The sequence below is a fragment of the Thioclava sp. FR2 genome, assembly GCF_051200875.1.
GTDB lineage: Bacteria > Pseudomonadota > Alphaproteobacteria > Rhodobacterales > Rhodobacteraceae > Pseudotabrizicola.
The window spans coordinates 2,048,477-2,062,715 of sequence record NZ_CP195191.1 but is presented as its reverse complement, the minus strand read 5'-3'; the positions used below and the strand labels follow the sequence as shown (position 1 = coordinate 2,062,715).

General features: G+C 62.6%; 14 protein-coding genes. 13 read left to right on the top strand and 1 reads right to left on the bottom strand.

Going from position 1 to position 14,239, the window contains the following annotated elements:
- The first annotated feature begins 145 nt into the window (after positions 1-145).
- Positions 146-1,294, top strand: a complete 1,149-nt coding sequence (locus tag ACSBLW_RS10065) for an MFS transporter (RefSeq protein WP_435256498.1) — start codon at positions 146-148, stop codon at positions 1,292-1,294.
- A 24-nt stretch (positions 1,295-1,318) separates the two neighbouring features.
- Here ACSBLW_RS10065 and ACSBLW_RS10060 read toward each other — a convergent pair whose 3' ends face one another.
- A complete protein-coding gene (locus tag ACSBLW_RS10060; protein WP_435256497.1) occupies positions 1,319-2,317 on the bottom strand; it encodes a GlxA family transcriptional regulator in 999 nt (332 codons plus the stop codon).
- A 72-nt stretch (positions 2,318-2,389) separates the two neighbouring features.
- Between ACSBLW_RS10060 and ACSBLW_RS10055 the strand changes: the two genes are divergently transcribed.
- From ACSBLW_RS10055 to ACSBLW_RS10000, 12 genes are all read left to right on the top strand, one after another.
- Positions 2,390-3,304 (top strand): 3-keto-5-aminohexanoate cleavage protein, encoded by a 915-nt coding sequence (locus ACSBLW_RS10055; RefSeq protein WP_435256496.1) that lies wholly within the window; start codon positions 2,390-2,392, stop codon positions 3,302-3,304.
- On the top strand, positions 3,301-3,597 hold the full coding sequence (locus tag ACSBLW_RS10050) for a hypothetical protein (RefSeq protein WP_435256495.1): 297 nt from the start codon (positions 3,301-3,303) through the stop codon (positions 3,595-3,597). Before ACSBLW_RS10055 ends, ACSBLW_RS10050 begins: the two co-directional genes overlap by 4 nt.
- A gap of 100 nt (positions 3,598-3,697) precedes the next feature.
- Positions 3,698-4,315 carry an HD domain-containing protein gene (locus ACSBLW_RS10045; protein WP_435256494.1) on the top strand — a complete coding sequence of 206 codons (618 nt, stop codon included), beginning with the start codon at positions 3,698-3,700 and terminating at the stop codon, positions 4,313-4,315.
- Positions 4,312-4,467 carry a hypothetical protein gene (locus ACSBLW_RS10040; RefSeq protein ID WP_435256493.1) on the top strand — a complete coding sequence of 52 codons (156 nt, stop codon included), beginning with the start codon at positions 4,312-4,314 and terminating at the stop codon, positions 4,465-4,467. The genes ACSBLW_RS10045 and ACSBLW_RS10040 overlap by 4 nt, the downstream gene beginning before the upstream one ends.
- 1 nt (position 4,468) lies before the next feature.
- Positions 4,469-5,929: a carnitine 3-dehydrogenase gene (locus ACSBLW_RS10035; protein ID WP_435256492.1), complete on the top strand. Its 1,461-nt coding sequence runs from the start codon at positions 4,469-4,471 to the stop codon at positions 5,927-5,929.
- Complete coding sequence (locus ACSBLW_RS10030) at positions 5,926-6,681, top strand: SDR family oxidoreductase (protein ID WP_435256491.1); 756 nt, start codon at positions 5,926-5,928, stop codon at positions 6,679-6,681. Before ACSBLW_RS10035 ends, ACSBLW_RS10030 begins: the two co-directional genes overlap by 4 nt.
- 7 nt (positions 6,682-6,688) lie before the next feature.
- Positions 6,689-7,852 carry an acyl-CoA dehydrogenase family protein gene (locus ACSBLW_RS10025; protein ID WP_435256490.1) on the top strand — a complete coding sequence of 388 codons (1,164 nt, stop codon included), beginning with the start codon at positions 6,689-6,691 and terminating at the stop codon, positions 7,850-7,852.
- Between the two features lie 339 nt (positions 7,853-8,191).
- A complete protein-coding gene (locus ACSBLW_RS10020) occupies positions 8,192-8,491 on the top strand; it encodes a SelT/SelW/SelH family protein (RefSeq protein ID WP_435256489.1) in 300 nt (99 codons plus the stop codon).
- Positions 8,484-10,481, top strand: a complete 1,998-nt coding sequence (locus ACSBLW_RS10015; RefSeq protein ID WP_435256488.1) for an acetate--CoA ligase family protein — start codon at positions 8,484-8,486, stop codon at positions 10,479-10,481. The genes ACSBLW_RS10020 and ACSBLW_RS10015 overlap by 8 nt, the downstream gene beginning before the upstream one ends.
- Entirely contained in the window at positions 10,478-11,275 is a 798-nt protein-coding gene (locus ACSBLW_RS10010) for a carnitinyl-CoA dehydratase (protein ID WP_435256487.1), read from the top strand. The genes ACSBLW_RS10015 and ACSBLW_RS10010 overlap by 4 nt, the downstream gene beginning before the upstream one ends.
- Before the next feature lie 94 nt (positions 11,276-11,369).
- Complete coding sequence (locus tag ACSBLW_RS10005; protein ID WP_435256486.1) at positions 11,370-12,455, top strand: hypothetical protein; 1,086 nt, start codon at positions 11,370-11,372, stop codon at positions 12,453-12,455.
- Positions 12,456-12,612: 157 nt separating this feature from the next.
- Positions 12,613-14,223 carry a GMC family oxidoreductase gene (locus ACSBLW_RS10000; RefSeq protein WP_435256485.1) on the top strand — a complete coding sequence of 537 codons (1,611 nt, stop codon included), beginning with the start codon at positions 12,613-12,615 and terminating at the stop codon, positions 14,221-14,223.
- Positions 14,224-14,239 lie beyond the last annotated feature (16 nt).

The following is a 14,239-nucleotide window of genomic DNA, read 5'->3' as shown; positions in this document are numbered from 1 at the left end:
CACCGCCCTCCAAGGGTGCGCGGTGCGACCGGGGGCCTATAGCGGGGAATCGCCTGCTTGGAAAGGGCAAAAGCACGGTCTTGCCCCACAGTCTTGGGCGGGCTAGCTGTGGGGCGGGCGGCCGGATGCCGCCGCCGGGGTCTCTATGCAATTTCATCAGGTGATTCAAACGTCGCGGGCGCCCTTGGCGGCTTTTGCAGCGATGGGCGTGCTGTGGGGCACCTATGCTGCCGTGTTCCCTGACCTGAAAACCATGTTGGGCGTGGGGGAGGCCCGTCTGGGCCAGTTGATCTTGCTGACGCCTTTGGCGGCGGTCACATCCATGCTGCTGGCCCCTGCCTTTGGGGCGCGGATGGGGCGGGTGGCCTTGCCTGTGGCGGCGCTGGCCATGGCGCTGGCCTTTGCTCTGCCTGGACAGGCGGCGTCGGTCTGGATTTTCCCTTTTGCCATGGCGGCCTGTGGCGCTGCGACGGGAATGACCGATGTCTTGATGAATGCGCGGGTGTCCCAGTTGGAAAACGAGCGCGGATTGCATCTGATGAACCTGTGCCATGCGGCCTATAGTTTCGGCTATGCCGGGGGGGCTTTGGGGACCGGAGTTCTGCGTGGCATGGGCTGGGGGCCGGATTGGGTCATGGGGTCGATGGCGTTGATGGCGGCGGCTGTGGTGCTGCTGACCTTTGAGGCCGATGGCCGGATTGTAGGTCTTGGGCGGCCCAAGGATGGGTCGTCGTCGAAATTGGGTTGGTTGCCGCTGATCGGGGGCGGGATCGTTCTGATTGCCTTTCTGACCGAGAATGCCGCCGAAAACTGGTCGGCGTTGCATATTGAAAAGACGCTGGGGGGAAGCCCGGAAGAAGGCGCGATGGGGCCTGCAGCCTTGGCGCTGACGATGGCCTTTGCCCGTTTGGCCGGGCAGGGAATTGTTGCCCGAGTGAACCCGTTCCGGCTGTTGGTGGGGGGGGCGGTGATTTCGGCTTTGGGGGCCTTGGGCGCGGCGGTTGCGGCCAGCCCGATGCAGGCCTATGCCGGGTTTATCGTGATGGGGATCGGATCATCGGTGATCGCGCCCACGGCCTTTTCGCTGGTAGGGCGGCTGAGTGCGCCGGAAGCCCGGGCGCGGTCGGTGGCGCGGGCAACATTCTGGGGCTATTTCGGTTATTTCTTTGGCCCGCCCATGCTTGGGTTCATCGCGGGTGGCTTTGGTCTGCGATATGCCTTTGTCTTTGCCGCCGTTATGCTTTTGGTGGTGGTGGTGCTGGCCCCGGTGATGGCGCGGGCGTCGCGCCGTTGATGACTTTGATTTTGCAGGGCTGACCTATCGGCCGGTCTGATCGGGTTGCGGGGGGCGCGGGCCTTTGCGTTGCTGGCCCGGGGCATGGCCGTAATGGGCGCGGAAGGCGCGGCTAAGGGTGCCGGGGCTGGAAAAGCCGGTGCGCAGGGCAATCTCGGCCAAGGGGTGTTTGGTGTCGGTCAGCATGCGCTGTGCGGTGGCCAGCCGGAGCGAGAGCGCATAGGCCCCCGGAGTGGTGCCAAGGTTTTCGCGGAAGAGCGATTCCAGCCGGCGGGGCGACAGGCCCACGCTGCTGGCGAGGGTGGCGATGGGTTCGGGGGTGTCGATGCTGGCTTCCATCCGGGCGACGGCACGGGCCACGCGCGGGTCCAAAAGCGGATCGCGGGATCGTGGGGCGATTTGCGGATCTGATCCGGGGCGGGCGGTGGCGATGAAGCTTTGCGCGACTTGGCGGGCCAAGGGCGCGCCGTGGCGGGTGCGGATCAGGTGCAGCATCAGGTCTTGGGCCGGGGCCGCGCCGCCCGCCGTCATGCGGTTGCGGTCGATCACATAGCGGTCGGGGCAGACGTCGATTTCCGGATGGGCGGCGGCAAGGTCTTCGAGGTCTTCCCAATGCACTGTGGCTCGGTATCCGGACAGAAGCCCCGCCCGCGCCATGACCCAAGGCGCGGCATCGACGCCGCCGACGAGGGCAAAGCGCGGCGCGATCTGGCGCAGCTCGCGGATCAGCGGGCGGGTCGCCACCTCGGCCAGACGGTAGCCTGCGATGACGATCAGCACCTCGGCCCCTTCGGCGCTGGAGAGCGGGCCAGTGGCGGGAAGGGAGATGCCGCAGGTCAAAGGCGCGGGGGCACCATCGCGGGTCACGACGCGCCATGAAAACGCCTCGTGCCCCAGATGGCGGTTGGCGGCGCGCAACGGGTCCAGCACCGAAGCCACCTCGAGGATCGAGGCATGGGGCAGCACGAGCACCGCGATGGAGAGCGGTCGGGTGGCCGGTGAAAAGATCGCGTTTTCCGTCATGGCAATTTCGTAAAATGTAATGCGAGGCGCAGCAAGGCGGTTATTGTGAGGAAAATTTCCGGAGGAGCCACCATGCCGCTGACCATGAATCGCGAGGTTTTCATCACCTGTGCCGTAACCGGCTCGGGCGGGACGCAAGACCGCAGCCCGCATGTGCCGCGCAGCCCGAAACAGATTGCCGACAGCGCGATTGACGCGGCCAAGGCGGGCGCGGCGGTGGTGCATTGCCATGTGCGCGACCCAGAGACGGGCAAGCCCAGCCGAGACCTTGCGCTCTACCGTGAAGTGACCGAGCGCATCCGCGATGCGGGCGAAGACGTGGTGTTGAACCTGACTGCCGGGATGGGTGGTGACATGCTGTTCGATGGCACCGAGGCGATGAACCGGATGAGCGCCAAGTCTGACATGGCGGGTGCCGCAGAGCGTGTGGCCCATGTGGTGGAGTGCCGTCCGGAAATCTGCACGCTGGATTGCGGCACGATGAACTTTAACGAGGCCGATTATGTGATGGTCAACACGCCCGGTCTGCTGCGCGATATGGCCTCGCGCATGGTTGCCTCGGGTACGCGGATCGAGATTGAGGCGTTTGACACCGGCCATCTGTGGTTTGCCAAGCAACTTGCCGCCGAGGGGATCATCCCTGACCCGGTTCTGGTGCAGCTCTGCATGGGCGTGCCGTGGGGCGCGCCGGATGACCTGAACACCTTCATGGCGATGGTCAACAATGTCCCGTCGCATTGGCACTGGTCGGCCTTTGCGCTGGGCCGCCATCAGATGCCCTTCGTCGCCGCTGCCGTTCTGGGCGGGGGCAATGTGCGGGTGGGTCTGGAAGACAACCTGTGGCTGGACAAGGGCGTGCTGGCCACCAATGCGCAACTGGTCGAACGCGCCGCAACCATCATCGAAAACATGGGCGCACGGGTGATCACCCCGGCCGAGGTTCGCGCACGGCTGAAACTGGAAAAGCGGGCACCGCTGCCGAAATGATCCGCGGGCTGGCCGTCTTTCTTTTGCTTGCCTCTTGCGTCATGCCCGTGACCAAGGACGGCCAGCCGGTTTCGCGGCTGGACTGCGTGGCCAAAGGGGGATCGGTCTCTGGCATGCACGGGCAGGCCTGTGTGATGCCAACGGCGGATGCCGGGAAATCCTGTTCCCGCGCCAGCGATTGCAGCGGGGTTTGCATGGCGGAGACCCGGACCTGCTCGGCCAAGGATGCGGTGTTTGGCTGTTATTCGTTCCTGAACGAGAAGGGCGAAGTTGTCAGTCTTTGTGCCGATTAAGCGGTGGCTGGGCCGGACAAACGGTTGGTCGGTCTAAAGGCCGATGTGGGAAAGTCGCAGGGTTTAACAGGGGGCGTGCCCCAAGAAGCGGGAGGGAATGATGGAAAAGGTCAAGTTCACCGCGATGAAGGACGGCGATGCCGAGGACTATCATCTGCTGGACGGGTTAGAGCGCGAATACGCGTCGGGCACGGCCAAGCGGTTGCTGGAGGCCTTGGTGCAGTTGGATGAAAGCCTGTCGGGCTATCAGATCACCCGGCTGGGCCATTCGGTGCAGGCGGCAACGCGCGCGTGGCGCGATGGGGCGGATGTGGATTGGGTGGTGGCGGCGTTGCTGCATGACATTGGCGATATCTACGCGCCCTATAACCACGATGAATATGCGGCAACGATCCTTAAACCTTTCGTGCGTGAGCAGGTGACGTGGGTCGTCGAAAAGCACGGCGATTTCCAACGGCTCTATTATGCGATGCATACCGGCGGAAACCCCCATGCCCGCGACAAGTTCAAGGGCCATGCCTATTACGACGATTGCGATGAATTCTGTGCAAGCTGGGATCAGTCGAGCTTCGATCCGGCCTATGAGAGCCTGCCGATTTCGCATTTCGCGCCGCTGGTCGAAGAGGTCTTTGCGCGCAAGGCCTATGATCCGGCGGTGATCCGGGCGGGTGAACGGGTCGTGTTGAAGGATGCCGCTGTTGCGGCCCAAAGGGCATGAAGGTTGGCGAGACCTCTGGTGTGGCGGCCGCGGCACGCGGCAAGGCGGGGGCAGCGGTTGGCCTTCAATCTGGCGGCTATGACTATCGGTTGACGGCGGCGGCTTTGGTCTTTGCCGCAGCGGTTTTTCTTTTCATCTACTTCGGGGGCTAGGATGGCGCGGAAGGCGGGGATTATCGGCGGTGGGGTGATTGGCGGCGGATGGGCTGCGCGGTTCCTGCTGAATGGCTGGGACGTGGCGGTTTACGACCCGGACCCAGAGGCCCCGCGCAAGGTGGGCGAGGTTCTGGCCAATGCCCGCGCCTCGCTGCCTGCCCTGTCGGATGGGCCGATGCCAGCCGAGGGCAAGCTGAGCTTTGTCGGTTCGGTCAGCGAGGCGGTCGAGGGCGCGCATTACATTCAGGAAAGCGTGGGTGAGCGGCTGGACCTGAAGCACCGGGTTATGGCGCAAATTCAGCAGGCAGCACCTTTGGGCACGCCGGTTGGCTCTTCGACCTCGGGCTTCAAACCCAGCGAATTGCAGCAGGGCGCGGCGAACCCCGGCGTGATCTTTGTGGCCCATCCGTTCAACCCGGTCTACCTGTTGCCGTTGGCCGAGGTGGTGCCCTCGGACCGGTCCGACATGAAGGTGATCGAAGAGGCGAAAGAGATTTTGCGCGAGATCGGGATGTTCCCGCTGCATGTGCGCAAGGAAATTGACGCCCATATCGCCGACCGCTTCCTTGAGGCGGTGTGGCGCGAGGCGCTGTGGCTGGTGAAGGACGGCATCGCCACGACCGAGGAAATCGACGAGGCGATCCGCATGGGCTTTGGCCTGCGCTGGGGCCAGATGGGCCTGTTCGAAACCTACCGCGTTGCGGGCGGCGAGGCCGGGATGAAGCATTTCATGGCGCAGTTCGGGCCGTGCCTGCAATGGCCATGGACCAAGCTGACCGATGTGCCGGAATTCACCGAGGAATTGGTGGACCTGATCGCTGGCCAGTCTGACGCGCAATCGGGCCATCACACGATCCGCGAATTGGAACGCATCCGCGACCGCAACCTGATTGGTTTCCTGCGCGTGTTGAAAGAGCGCAACTGGGGCGCGGGCAAGGTTCTTTTGGACCATGACGCGCGCCGTCGTGCGGCCATGCCAGACCCCACGCCGGATATGGCCGCGCCGATGGAAATGGCCCGGATGACCGTGCTGCCGGGTTGGATTGACTACAACGGCCACATGACCGAAAGCCGCTATCTCTTTGCGGCCTCGGAGACCTGTGACGCTTTCCTGCGCCATATCGGGGCCGATATTGCCTATGTCGGAACGGGGTTCAGCTATTACACCGCCGAGACCCATATCATGCATCTGGATGAGGCCAAGCTGGGCGAGGCGCTGACCGGCACGGTGCAGGTGATCCATGCCGATGAAAAGCGGCTGCACATCTTCATCCGCATCCTGAAAGGCGACACCCCGGTGGCGACGCTGGAGCAGATGCTCTTGCATGTCGATATGAAAGCGGGTCGGGCTTGCGCCGCGCCTGCGGCCATTCAGGATCGGCTGATGCCAATTGCCCGGGCCCATGCAGCGTTGCCGAAGCCAGAGGCAGTGGGTCGCCATGTCGGGCAGCGAAAATGAGCCGCAGGGTTCTGATCACGGCAGGGGCAAACGGGATCGGTCTGGTGATGGCCCGCGCCTTTGCGGCCTTGGGTGATCGGGTCTGGGTCACGGATATCGATGAAGCACAAATAGCGGCCCTTCCCGCTGGTCTGCGCGGCACGGTCTGTGATGCCTCGGATGAGCCTGCGATGGCGGCTCTTTTTGCCGAGCTTGCGCAGGATTGGGGCGGGCTGGACGTGCTATGCGCCAATGCCGGGATCAAGGGGCCGACCGCGGTCATTGAAGACATGCCGTTGGACGAATGGCATCAATGTCTTGGGGTCAATCTCGACGGCGCGATGATTGCGGCCAAACATGCCGCGCGGCTGATGAAACCGGCAGGCAGGGGCGTGATGATCTTCACGTCCTCGACTTCGGGCCTCTACGGCACCCCATTCCGCGCGCCCTATGTGGCAGCGAAATGGGGCGTGATCGGCCTGATGAAAACCGTCGCCATGGAACTTGGCCCCTATGGCATCCGCGCCAATGCCATCTGCCCCGGCTCGGTCAACGGCCCCCGGATCGACCGCGTGATCGCCGCCGAAGCCGCAGCCAAAGGCATGACCGAAGACGCCATTCGCCAAGGCTATGCCAGCGGCACGGCCCTAAAACGCCTGTCCGACCCCGAAGACGTGGCCGACATGGCCCTTTTCCTCGCCTCTGACGCAGCGCGCATGATCTCGGGTCAGGCGCTGGCGGTGGATGGCATGACCTATAACGTCGACCCCTGAGGCCCCCATGCAGTTTGGTTTGACCGAAGAACAACAGATGATCGTCGAGACGACCCGCGCCTTTGTCGAGGCCGAGTTGTACCCGCACGAGGCCATGGTCGAAAGAACCGGCCACCTGCCGATGGAGCTGATCCGCGAGATCCAGCAAAAAGCGATGGCCGCAGGGCTTTACGCGGCCAATATGCCTGCCGAAGTGGGCGGTGCGGGTCTGGATACCCTGTCTTGGCTGCTTTATGAAAAAGAACTGGGCCGGGCCAATTACGCGCTGCACTGGACCTGTGTTGCGCGGCCATCAAACATTCTTCTGGCCGGTACGCCCGAGCAGCGCGAACGCTATCTGATGCCCTGTATTCGCGGCGAGACATGGGATTGCCTTGCCATGACGGAACCGGGGGCCGGCTCGGACCTGCGCGGGATGAAGGCCAGCGCCCGGCAAGAGGGCGCAGACTGGGTGCTGAACGGGACGAAGCATTTCATCAGCCATGCCGATGTTGCCGGGTTTACGATTGCCTTCATGGCGACGGGCGAAGAGCAGACGCCGAAGGGAGTGAAGAAAAAGATCACCGCGTTTTTCGTCGATAAGGGCACCAAGGGGTTCACCGTCCGCGACGGCTATCGCAATGTCAGCCATCGTGGCTATACCAATGCGGTTCTGGAATTCGACGATTGCCGCGTGCCGGCAGAGAACATCCTGGGCGAGGTGCATAAGGGGTTTGACGTGGCCAATACCTGGCTGGGCGCGACCCGCCTGCAAGTCGCCAGCACCTGTCTTGGCCGGGCAGATCGCGCCCTCGCCCATGCCATCCAATATGCCGCCGACCGCAGCCAGTTCGGGCAGGCAATCGGCAAGTTCCAAGGCGTCAGCTTCAAACTGGCCGATATGGCGATGGAGTTGAAGGCCGCGGAACTCTTGACCCGCGAGGCGGCCTGGAAATTTGATCAGGGCACAGTGACCGAGGCCGATATGTCGATGGCCAAGCTGAAGGCGACCGAGGCACTGGCGATGATCGCGGATGAGGCCATCCAGATTCATGGCGGCATGGGCCTTATGGATGAGCTGCCGCTGGAACGGATCTGGCGCGATGCCCGCGTCGAGCGGATCTGGGAGGGGACCTCGGAAATTCAGCGCCACATCATCAGCCGCGAACTTCTCCGCGCCGTTGGCGGATAAAGAGAGGGGGCGCTGCCCCCTGTCGCTTTGCAGGCAAAGCGCCTTACCCCCGGGATATTTAGAGACAGAAAATGACGAGAAACAAATCGCGGCGCCAGACTCAGGATCTTAAGGTTTCGGCAACCTGTTTTCGGCAAATTGCGGTTACGGTACAGGCGGGGACGCCGATGACCGTGACAGGAAATGGCACCCCGTCTTCGCTTGGGGGCGGGGTGTTATGATTCCTGTGACCTCTCTCATTTTCTGTCTGAAAATATCCTCGGGGGTAAGGGCGTCGCAAAGCGAGGCCCGCAGGGGGCAGAAAGCCCCCTGTTCTGGTGGGGCGGCGGGAGGCATCGCATGACCGCAGCGAAACCCTCTGTCAGCATTACGTTTTGTACGCAGTGCAACTGGCTTTTGCGGGCGGGTTGGATGGCACAGGAGCTTTTGTCGAGTTTTGGCGAAGATCTGGCTTCGGTGACGCTGGTCCCGGGATATGGCGGCATCTACCGGATCGAGGTGGACGGGAAAGTCCTTTGGGACCGAAAGGCGGATGGTGGTTTTCCTGACGCGCGGGAGGTGAAGACGCGGTTGCGCGATCATTGCTGGCCGGAGCGGGAGCTTGGGCATCTGGACCGGAAAGGAGCCACCGATGCGTGATCTGGAGCGTCTGCTGCGGCCGAAATCCATTGCCGTTTTGGGCGCCGGATGGGCCGAGAACGTGATCGAGCAATGCCGGAAGATGGGGTTTGACGGGCCGATTTGGCCGGTTCATCCAAAGCGGTCCGAGATTGCCGGGGTGCGGGCCTTTTCCAGTTTGGCCGATCTGCCCGTAGCGCCAGACGCGACCTTCATAGGGGTCAACCGTTTTGCGACGGTGGAGGTTGTGCGCGAACTGGCCGCGATGGGCGCGGGCGGGGCGATTTGTTTTGCCAGCGGCTGGGAAGAGGCGGGCGAGGCCGGGCTTCAGGCGGAACTTGTCAAGGCTGCGGGCGATATGCCGATCCTTGGCCCCAATTGCTATGGTGTGATCAACTACCTTGACGGAGCACTGCTGTGGCCAGACCAGCATGGCGGGCGACGGGTTGAGCGGGGCGTGGCGCTGCTGAGCCAGTCGTCAAACATCGTGATCAACCTGACCATGCAGGCGCGGGGGCTGCCGGTAGCCTATGTCGCTTGTCTTGGCAATGCCGCTCAGGTTGGGCTTGCCGCATTGGCGGGCGCGCTTTTGGCCGATGATCGGGTGACGGCCATCGGCATGTATGTCGAGGGGATTGACGATGCCCCGGCCTTCGCCGCCTTGGCTGAAGCAGCACGGGCGGCGGGAAAGGGCGTGGTCTGCATCAAATCGGGTAAGACCGAGTTGAGCCGCGTGGCGGCGGCTTCGCACACGGCGTCGCTCGCCGGGGGCGGGGCGGCATCGAGTGCCTTTTTGCGCAGCGCCGGTGTGGCCGAGGTGGCGACGCTGGATGCCTTGATCGAGACATTGAAGATCTTTCACCTTCACGGGCCTCAGATCGGGGAGCGTCTGTGCTCGCTCTCTTGTTCCGGGGGGGAGGCGGGTCTGGTGGCCGATATGGCAGCGCCCTCCGGGATCGACTTTCCACCAGTGCCAGAGGCCACGCGGGCGCGGCTGTCCGAGATCCTTGGCCCTATTGTCGCGATTGCAAATCCGCTGGATTATCACACCTTTATCTGGGGAGACGGGCCGCGCACCACCGACGTCTTTACCACGATGCTAGAGGCCTATGACGCGGGCATATATATCATCGACCCACCACGCCCGGATCGATGTGATCCGTCGAGTTTTCAGCCCGCCTTGGATGCGATTGAGGCTGCGCAGGCGGCCACGGGCAAGCCCGCCTTTCCGGTCGGATCTTTGCCCGAGAATTTCGATGAGGACCGGGCGATTGCGATGATCGAGCGGGGGATTTGCCCGTTGATGGGCTTGGCCTCGGCCCTGCCCGCGATCAGGGCGGCGCAGACGCCTGCCGCGCGGCCCGGCTGGCGGCCTTGGGCAGCCTTGCCTGAGCGTCCCTTGCGGATGCTGGACGAGGCGACGGCAAAAGGGCGGTTGGCGGCGGCGGGTGTGGCCGTGCCGCGTGGCGTTTGCGCACCGACCCTTGCCGATCTGGCCCCGCTGGCGGCGGGGTTGACGGGACGATTGGCCCTCAAGGGGCTTGGCTTTGCCCATAAATCGGAAATGGGCGCGGTGCGGCTGGGCTTGACCTCGGTCGAGGGGCAGGAGGACATGCCCGGCGCGACCGGCTATCTGGCCGAAGAAATGGTGACGGGCACCATCGCCGAACTGTTGGTCGGGCTGCGGCGCGATCCGGTTTATGGGACCACGCTGACGCTGGGTTTTGGCGGGGTCGAGGCCGAGTTGCTGGCCGATACGGTGACGCTGTGCCTGCCGGTTACGACGGAAGAGGTGATGGCTGGCCTGCGGCAGTTGCGTCTGTGGCCGCTGCTGGATGGCTATCGGGGAAGGGCGCGGGCCGATGTGGCGGCCGTGGTGCAAGCGGTGATGGCGATGCAGAACTTGATGGCGAAGAACAGCGCTTTGGAAGAAATTGAAATCAACCCGTTGATGGTGGGAGCGGCTGGTGCCGTTGCAGCCGATGCGGTGATCTGGGAGGCAAGCGAATGATGGAGATGCGGACAGAGGGGCCCATTCGGACCCGGCGCGAAGGCGCGATCCTTGAGGTGACGCTGGACCGGCCCAAAGCCAATGCCATCGACCTGATCACCAGCCGTGTCATGGGGCTTGTCTTTCGCGATTTCCGTGACGATGACAGCCTGCGCGTGGCGATTTTGCGGGCCGAAGGGGACAAGTTCTTTTGCCCCGGCTGGGACTTGAAGGCGGCAGCAGGCGGCGATGCTGTCGATGGCGATTACGGCGTGGGCGGTTTTGGCGGTCTTCAGGAATTGCCAAATCTCAACAAACCGGTGATCTGCGCAGTCAATGGAATCTGCTGTGGCGGGGGGCTGGAACTTGCCCTTTCCTGCGATTTGATCCTTGCCAGTAGTACCGCCACCTTTGCCCTTCCGGAAATCCGGTCTGGCACTGTGGCCGATGCGGCCAGCCTGAAACTGCCCAAGCGCATCCCCTATCACGTTGCCATGGACCTCTTGTTGACGGGCCGCTGGTTTGATGCGGAAGAGGCGTTGCGCTGGGGTCTGTTGAAGGAAATCACCGCGCCCGAGGATCTGCTCTCCAAGGCGTGGGACTTAGCTCGCCTTCTCGAAAGCGGACCGCCCTTGGTCTATGCCGCGATCAAGGAAGTGGTGCGCGAAGCCGAGGCGCTGAAGTTCCAGGACGGGTTGAACCGCATCACCAAGCGTCAATTTGCGACCGTCGATCGGCTTTATTCCAGTGAGGATCAGTTGGAGGGCGCCCGCGCCTTTGCCGAAAAGCGTGATCCGGTCTGGAAGGGGCGCTGAAAAGAGGTGACAGGAGGCTCAACCTCGTGTTGATCTGCGAATGGCCTGCTCGCTTGGGCATTTAAACCAAATTGCATTTCGAAATGAGGTGTTGATGCGCTTTTCCATTTCTAGGACCACCGCGGCAATTCTGCGTGGCAGCCTTGCTGCGATCGCCTTTTGGGCGGGACTCTCGGTTTCGGCGGTCGGGGCCGAAACAGCAAAACCGGTCTTGCTGCCGGTGATCAAGCAGGAATACCCCGGAAAGCCTAAGAACATCCGGCTGGTCCATGTGCCCTTGATGAAGTTGGGCGACAAGGAGATCGGGCAACCTTTGTTGCTGGACACCGGTTCCTCGGGGATGTCGATCGATTGCGAATTCGTGCTGCCCAAGGAGATGTGCTCGCTGGATGGTATCAAGATTGATCAAGAGACCAGTATCAACGGGATCGTGGTGACGACGCAAAAGGTCGAAGCGCATTACGGCGGCTCGATCCACTATGGCCATCTTGCCCGCGCCAAGGTCTGGCTGGGGGATGAGACGGCGTCGGTCAGCACCGAGCAGCCGATCAGTTTCATGATCCGTACAAAGGTGGTCAGGCGGTCCGATGGTCAAGTGGTTGGCGGGAAGCTTTGGCCGAAAGGGATGCTGGGCATCTCTCCCATCGGTCGGGTAGATGTGAAGGGCGAAATCACTTCGCCCTTGAACGCGGTTGCGGTTCCTGAGGGACTGCATAAAGGCTACAGCATCGGCGATCTGGGTTCGGATTGGGCCGTATGTGCGACCGAAGATCACAATTGCCCTTCGGTTCCGGCGCTGGCCATCGGGGTTGATCCGAAGGACCGCGAGGGGTGGAAGTTCACCCTTATCAAGGCCGCAGAAGAACGGTTCAATTTTCCGACGGTCTCGGCCTGTATTGTGATCGGGGAGGAGAAACCGAATTGCCTGCCGACGCTTTTTGATACCGGCAATTCGATGATTTATGTCGGTGGGGTCGAGGCCAAGCCGCTGAAAAACGGGAAAGCGGTGAAGGTTGCGACGCTGGCGGAATGGGCATTCAAGACAAGGTATGTGCCAGAGGTCGCCTTTGAGAAGGGACTTCCCCACCATGTAATCGGCCTTCGGTTTTTTGAAGAGAACCGACTTTCTATAGATCTGTCAGTCGGATTGCTTGGGCTTCGGATCGTATCCGGGGAGTGAACAGGTCCGCCGACCCCCAGGTTCGCGGAGATAGGGCGACTTGGCTGGCCAATTCCGTGCAGTCACGGCTGGAAAGCGACCTTTCGGGGTCGCTTTGGGCTGTGGCATGGTACGGGAAGAAGGGTAAGAAAACCCAAAAGGCGAAAGGGTGGCTGGCTTGGAACCAGATTTCATCATCGTGGGGGCTGGCAGCGCGGGATGTGTGCTGGCCAACCGGTTGAGCGAGAGCGGAAAGCATCGCGTTGTCTTGCTGGAAGCGGGCGGCAGTGACCGGCGGTTTTATGTTCATTTGCCGCTGGGCTATGGCAAGCTTTTCTATGACCCCTCGCTGAACTGGCTGTACAAGACCGAGCCGGACCCGGGCCTTGATGGCGCGCGGGACCATTGGCCGCGTGGCAAGATTTTGGGTGGGTCTTCGTCGATCAATGCGATGGTCTGGATCAGGGGGCATCGGGAGGATTACGAAGACTGGGGCCGCGAGGCGCCGGGCTGGGGCTGGGAGGAGTGCCGCGCCGCCTATCGCGCCATCGAGGATAACGAGGCGGGCGCGGATGCCTATCGGGGGAAGGGCGGGCCTTTGTTCATCTCGGCCAACCGACGCGGTTTGCATCCTTTGGTGAAGGATTACATCGCCGCCTGCGAAGAGGCGGGGCTGGCTCATAACCCCGATTTCAATGGGGCCGAACAGGAAGGCGCGGGCATCTATCAGATGACGATCAAGGGCGCGCGCCGGAATTCCACCGCGCGGGCCTTTTTGCGGCCTGCGATGGGGCGAGCCAATCTGAAGGTGATCACCCATGCCCATGTGACCCGGGTTCTGGTCGAGAATGGCCGGGCGGTGGGTGTGGAGTATCGTCAAGGCGGGCAGGTGAAAACCCTGCGGGCAAAAGCCGAGGTGATCCTGTCCGGGGGGGCGATCAATTCGCCGCAACTCTTGCAGCTTTCGGGCATCGGGCCGGGGGCCTTGCTGCAATCCTTGGGGTTGGATGTTCTGGTCGACAACCCGAATGTCGGCGATCACCTGAACGATCATCAGGGCATCAACTATACATGGTCGATGAAGGTGCCGACCTATAATGACGAGCTGCGCCCGTGGTGGGGCAAAGCGCTGGCCGGGATGAAATATTTCCTTGGCGGCTCTGGTCCCTTGGCCAAGTCGATCAATCATGGCGGCGGGTTTTTCCGCACCTCGCCCGATCTGCCCCGGCCTAATATGCAGCTTTACATGCAAGCCTTTTCAACGCTTATCCCCCGGGACGGTGAGCGCCCGATCCTGAACCCTGACCCCTGGTCGGGCCTGTCCTTGGGCCTTTCGAACTGCCGCCCGACCTCGCGGGGGCATATCCGAATCAACACGCCCGATCCGATGGCCCATCCGGTGATTACGGCCAATGCCTTTTCGACCGAGCATGACGTGACCGAGATGTTGGCGGCCGTGAAATTCCTGCGCCATCTGGCGGCGCAACCGGCGATGGCGCGGCTGATCAAGGAAGAGTTGCGGCCGGGGCCAGAGGTCACGAGCGATGAGGCGCTGATCGACGATTTCCGCAAGCGATCGGGCACGGTCTATCATCCGTCCTGCACCGTGCGGATGGGGGTGGACCCCGCCACCAGCGTTCTGGACAGCCGGTGCCGGGTGCGGGGCGTAGAGGGGCTGCGCGTGATCGATGCGTCCAGTTTTCCGAACCTGATTGCCGGAAACACCAATGCGCCGTCGATCCTGATGGGGTGGAAAGGCGCGGAACTGGTGCTGGCCGACGCCAAATAGAGGTGCCGTCGCCGGG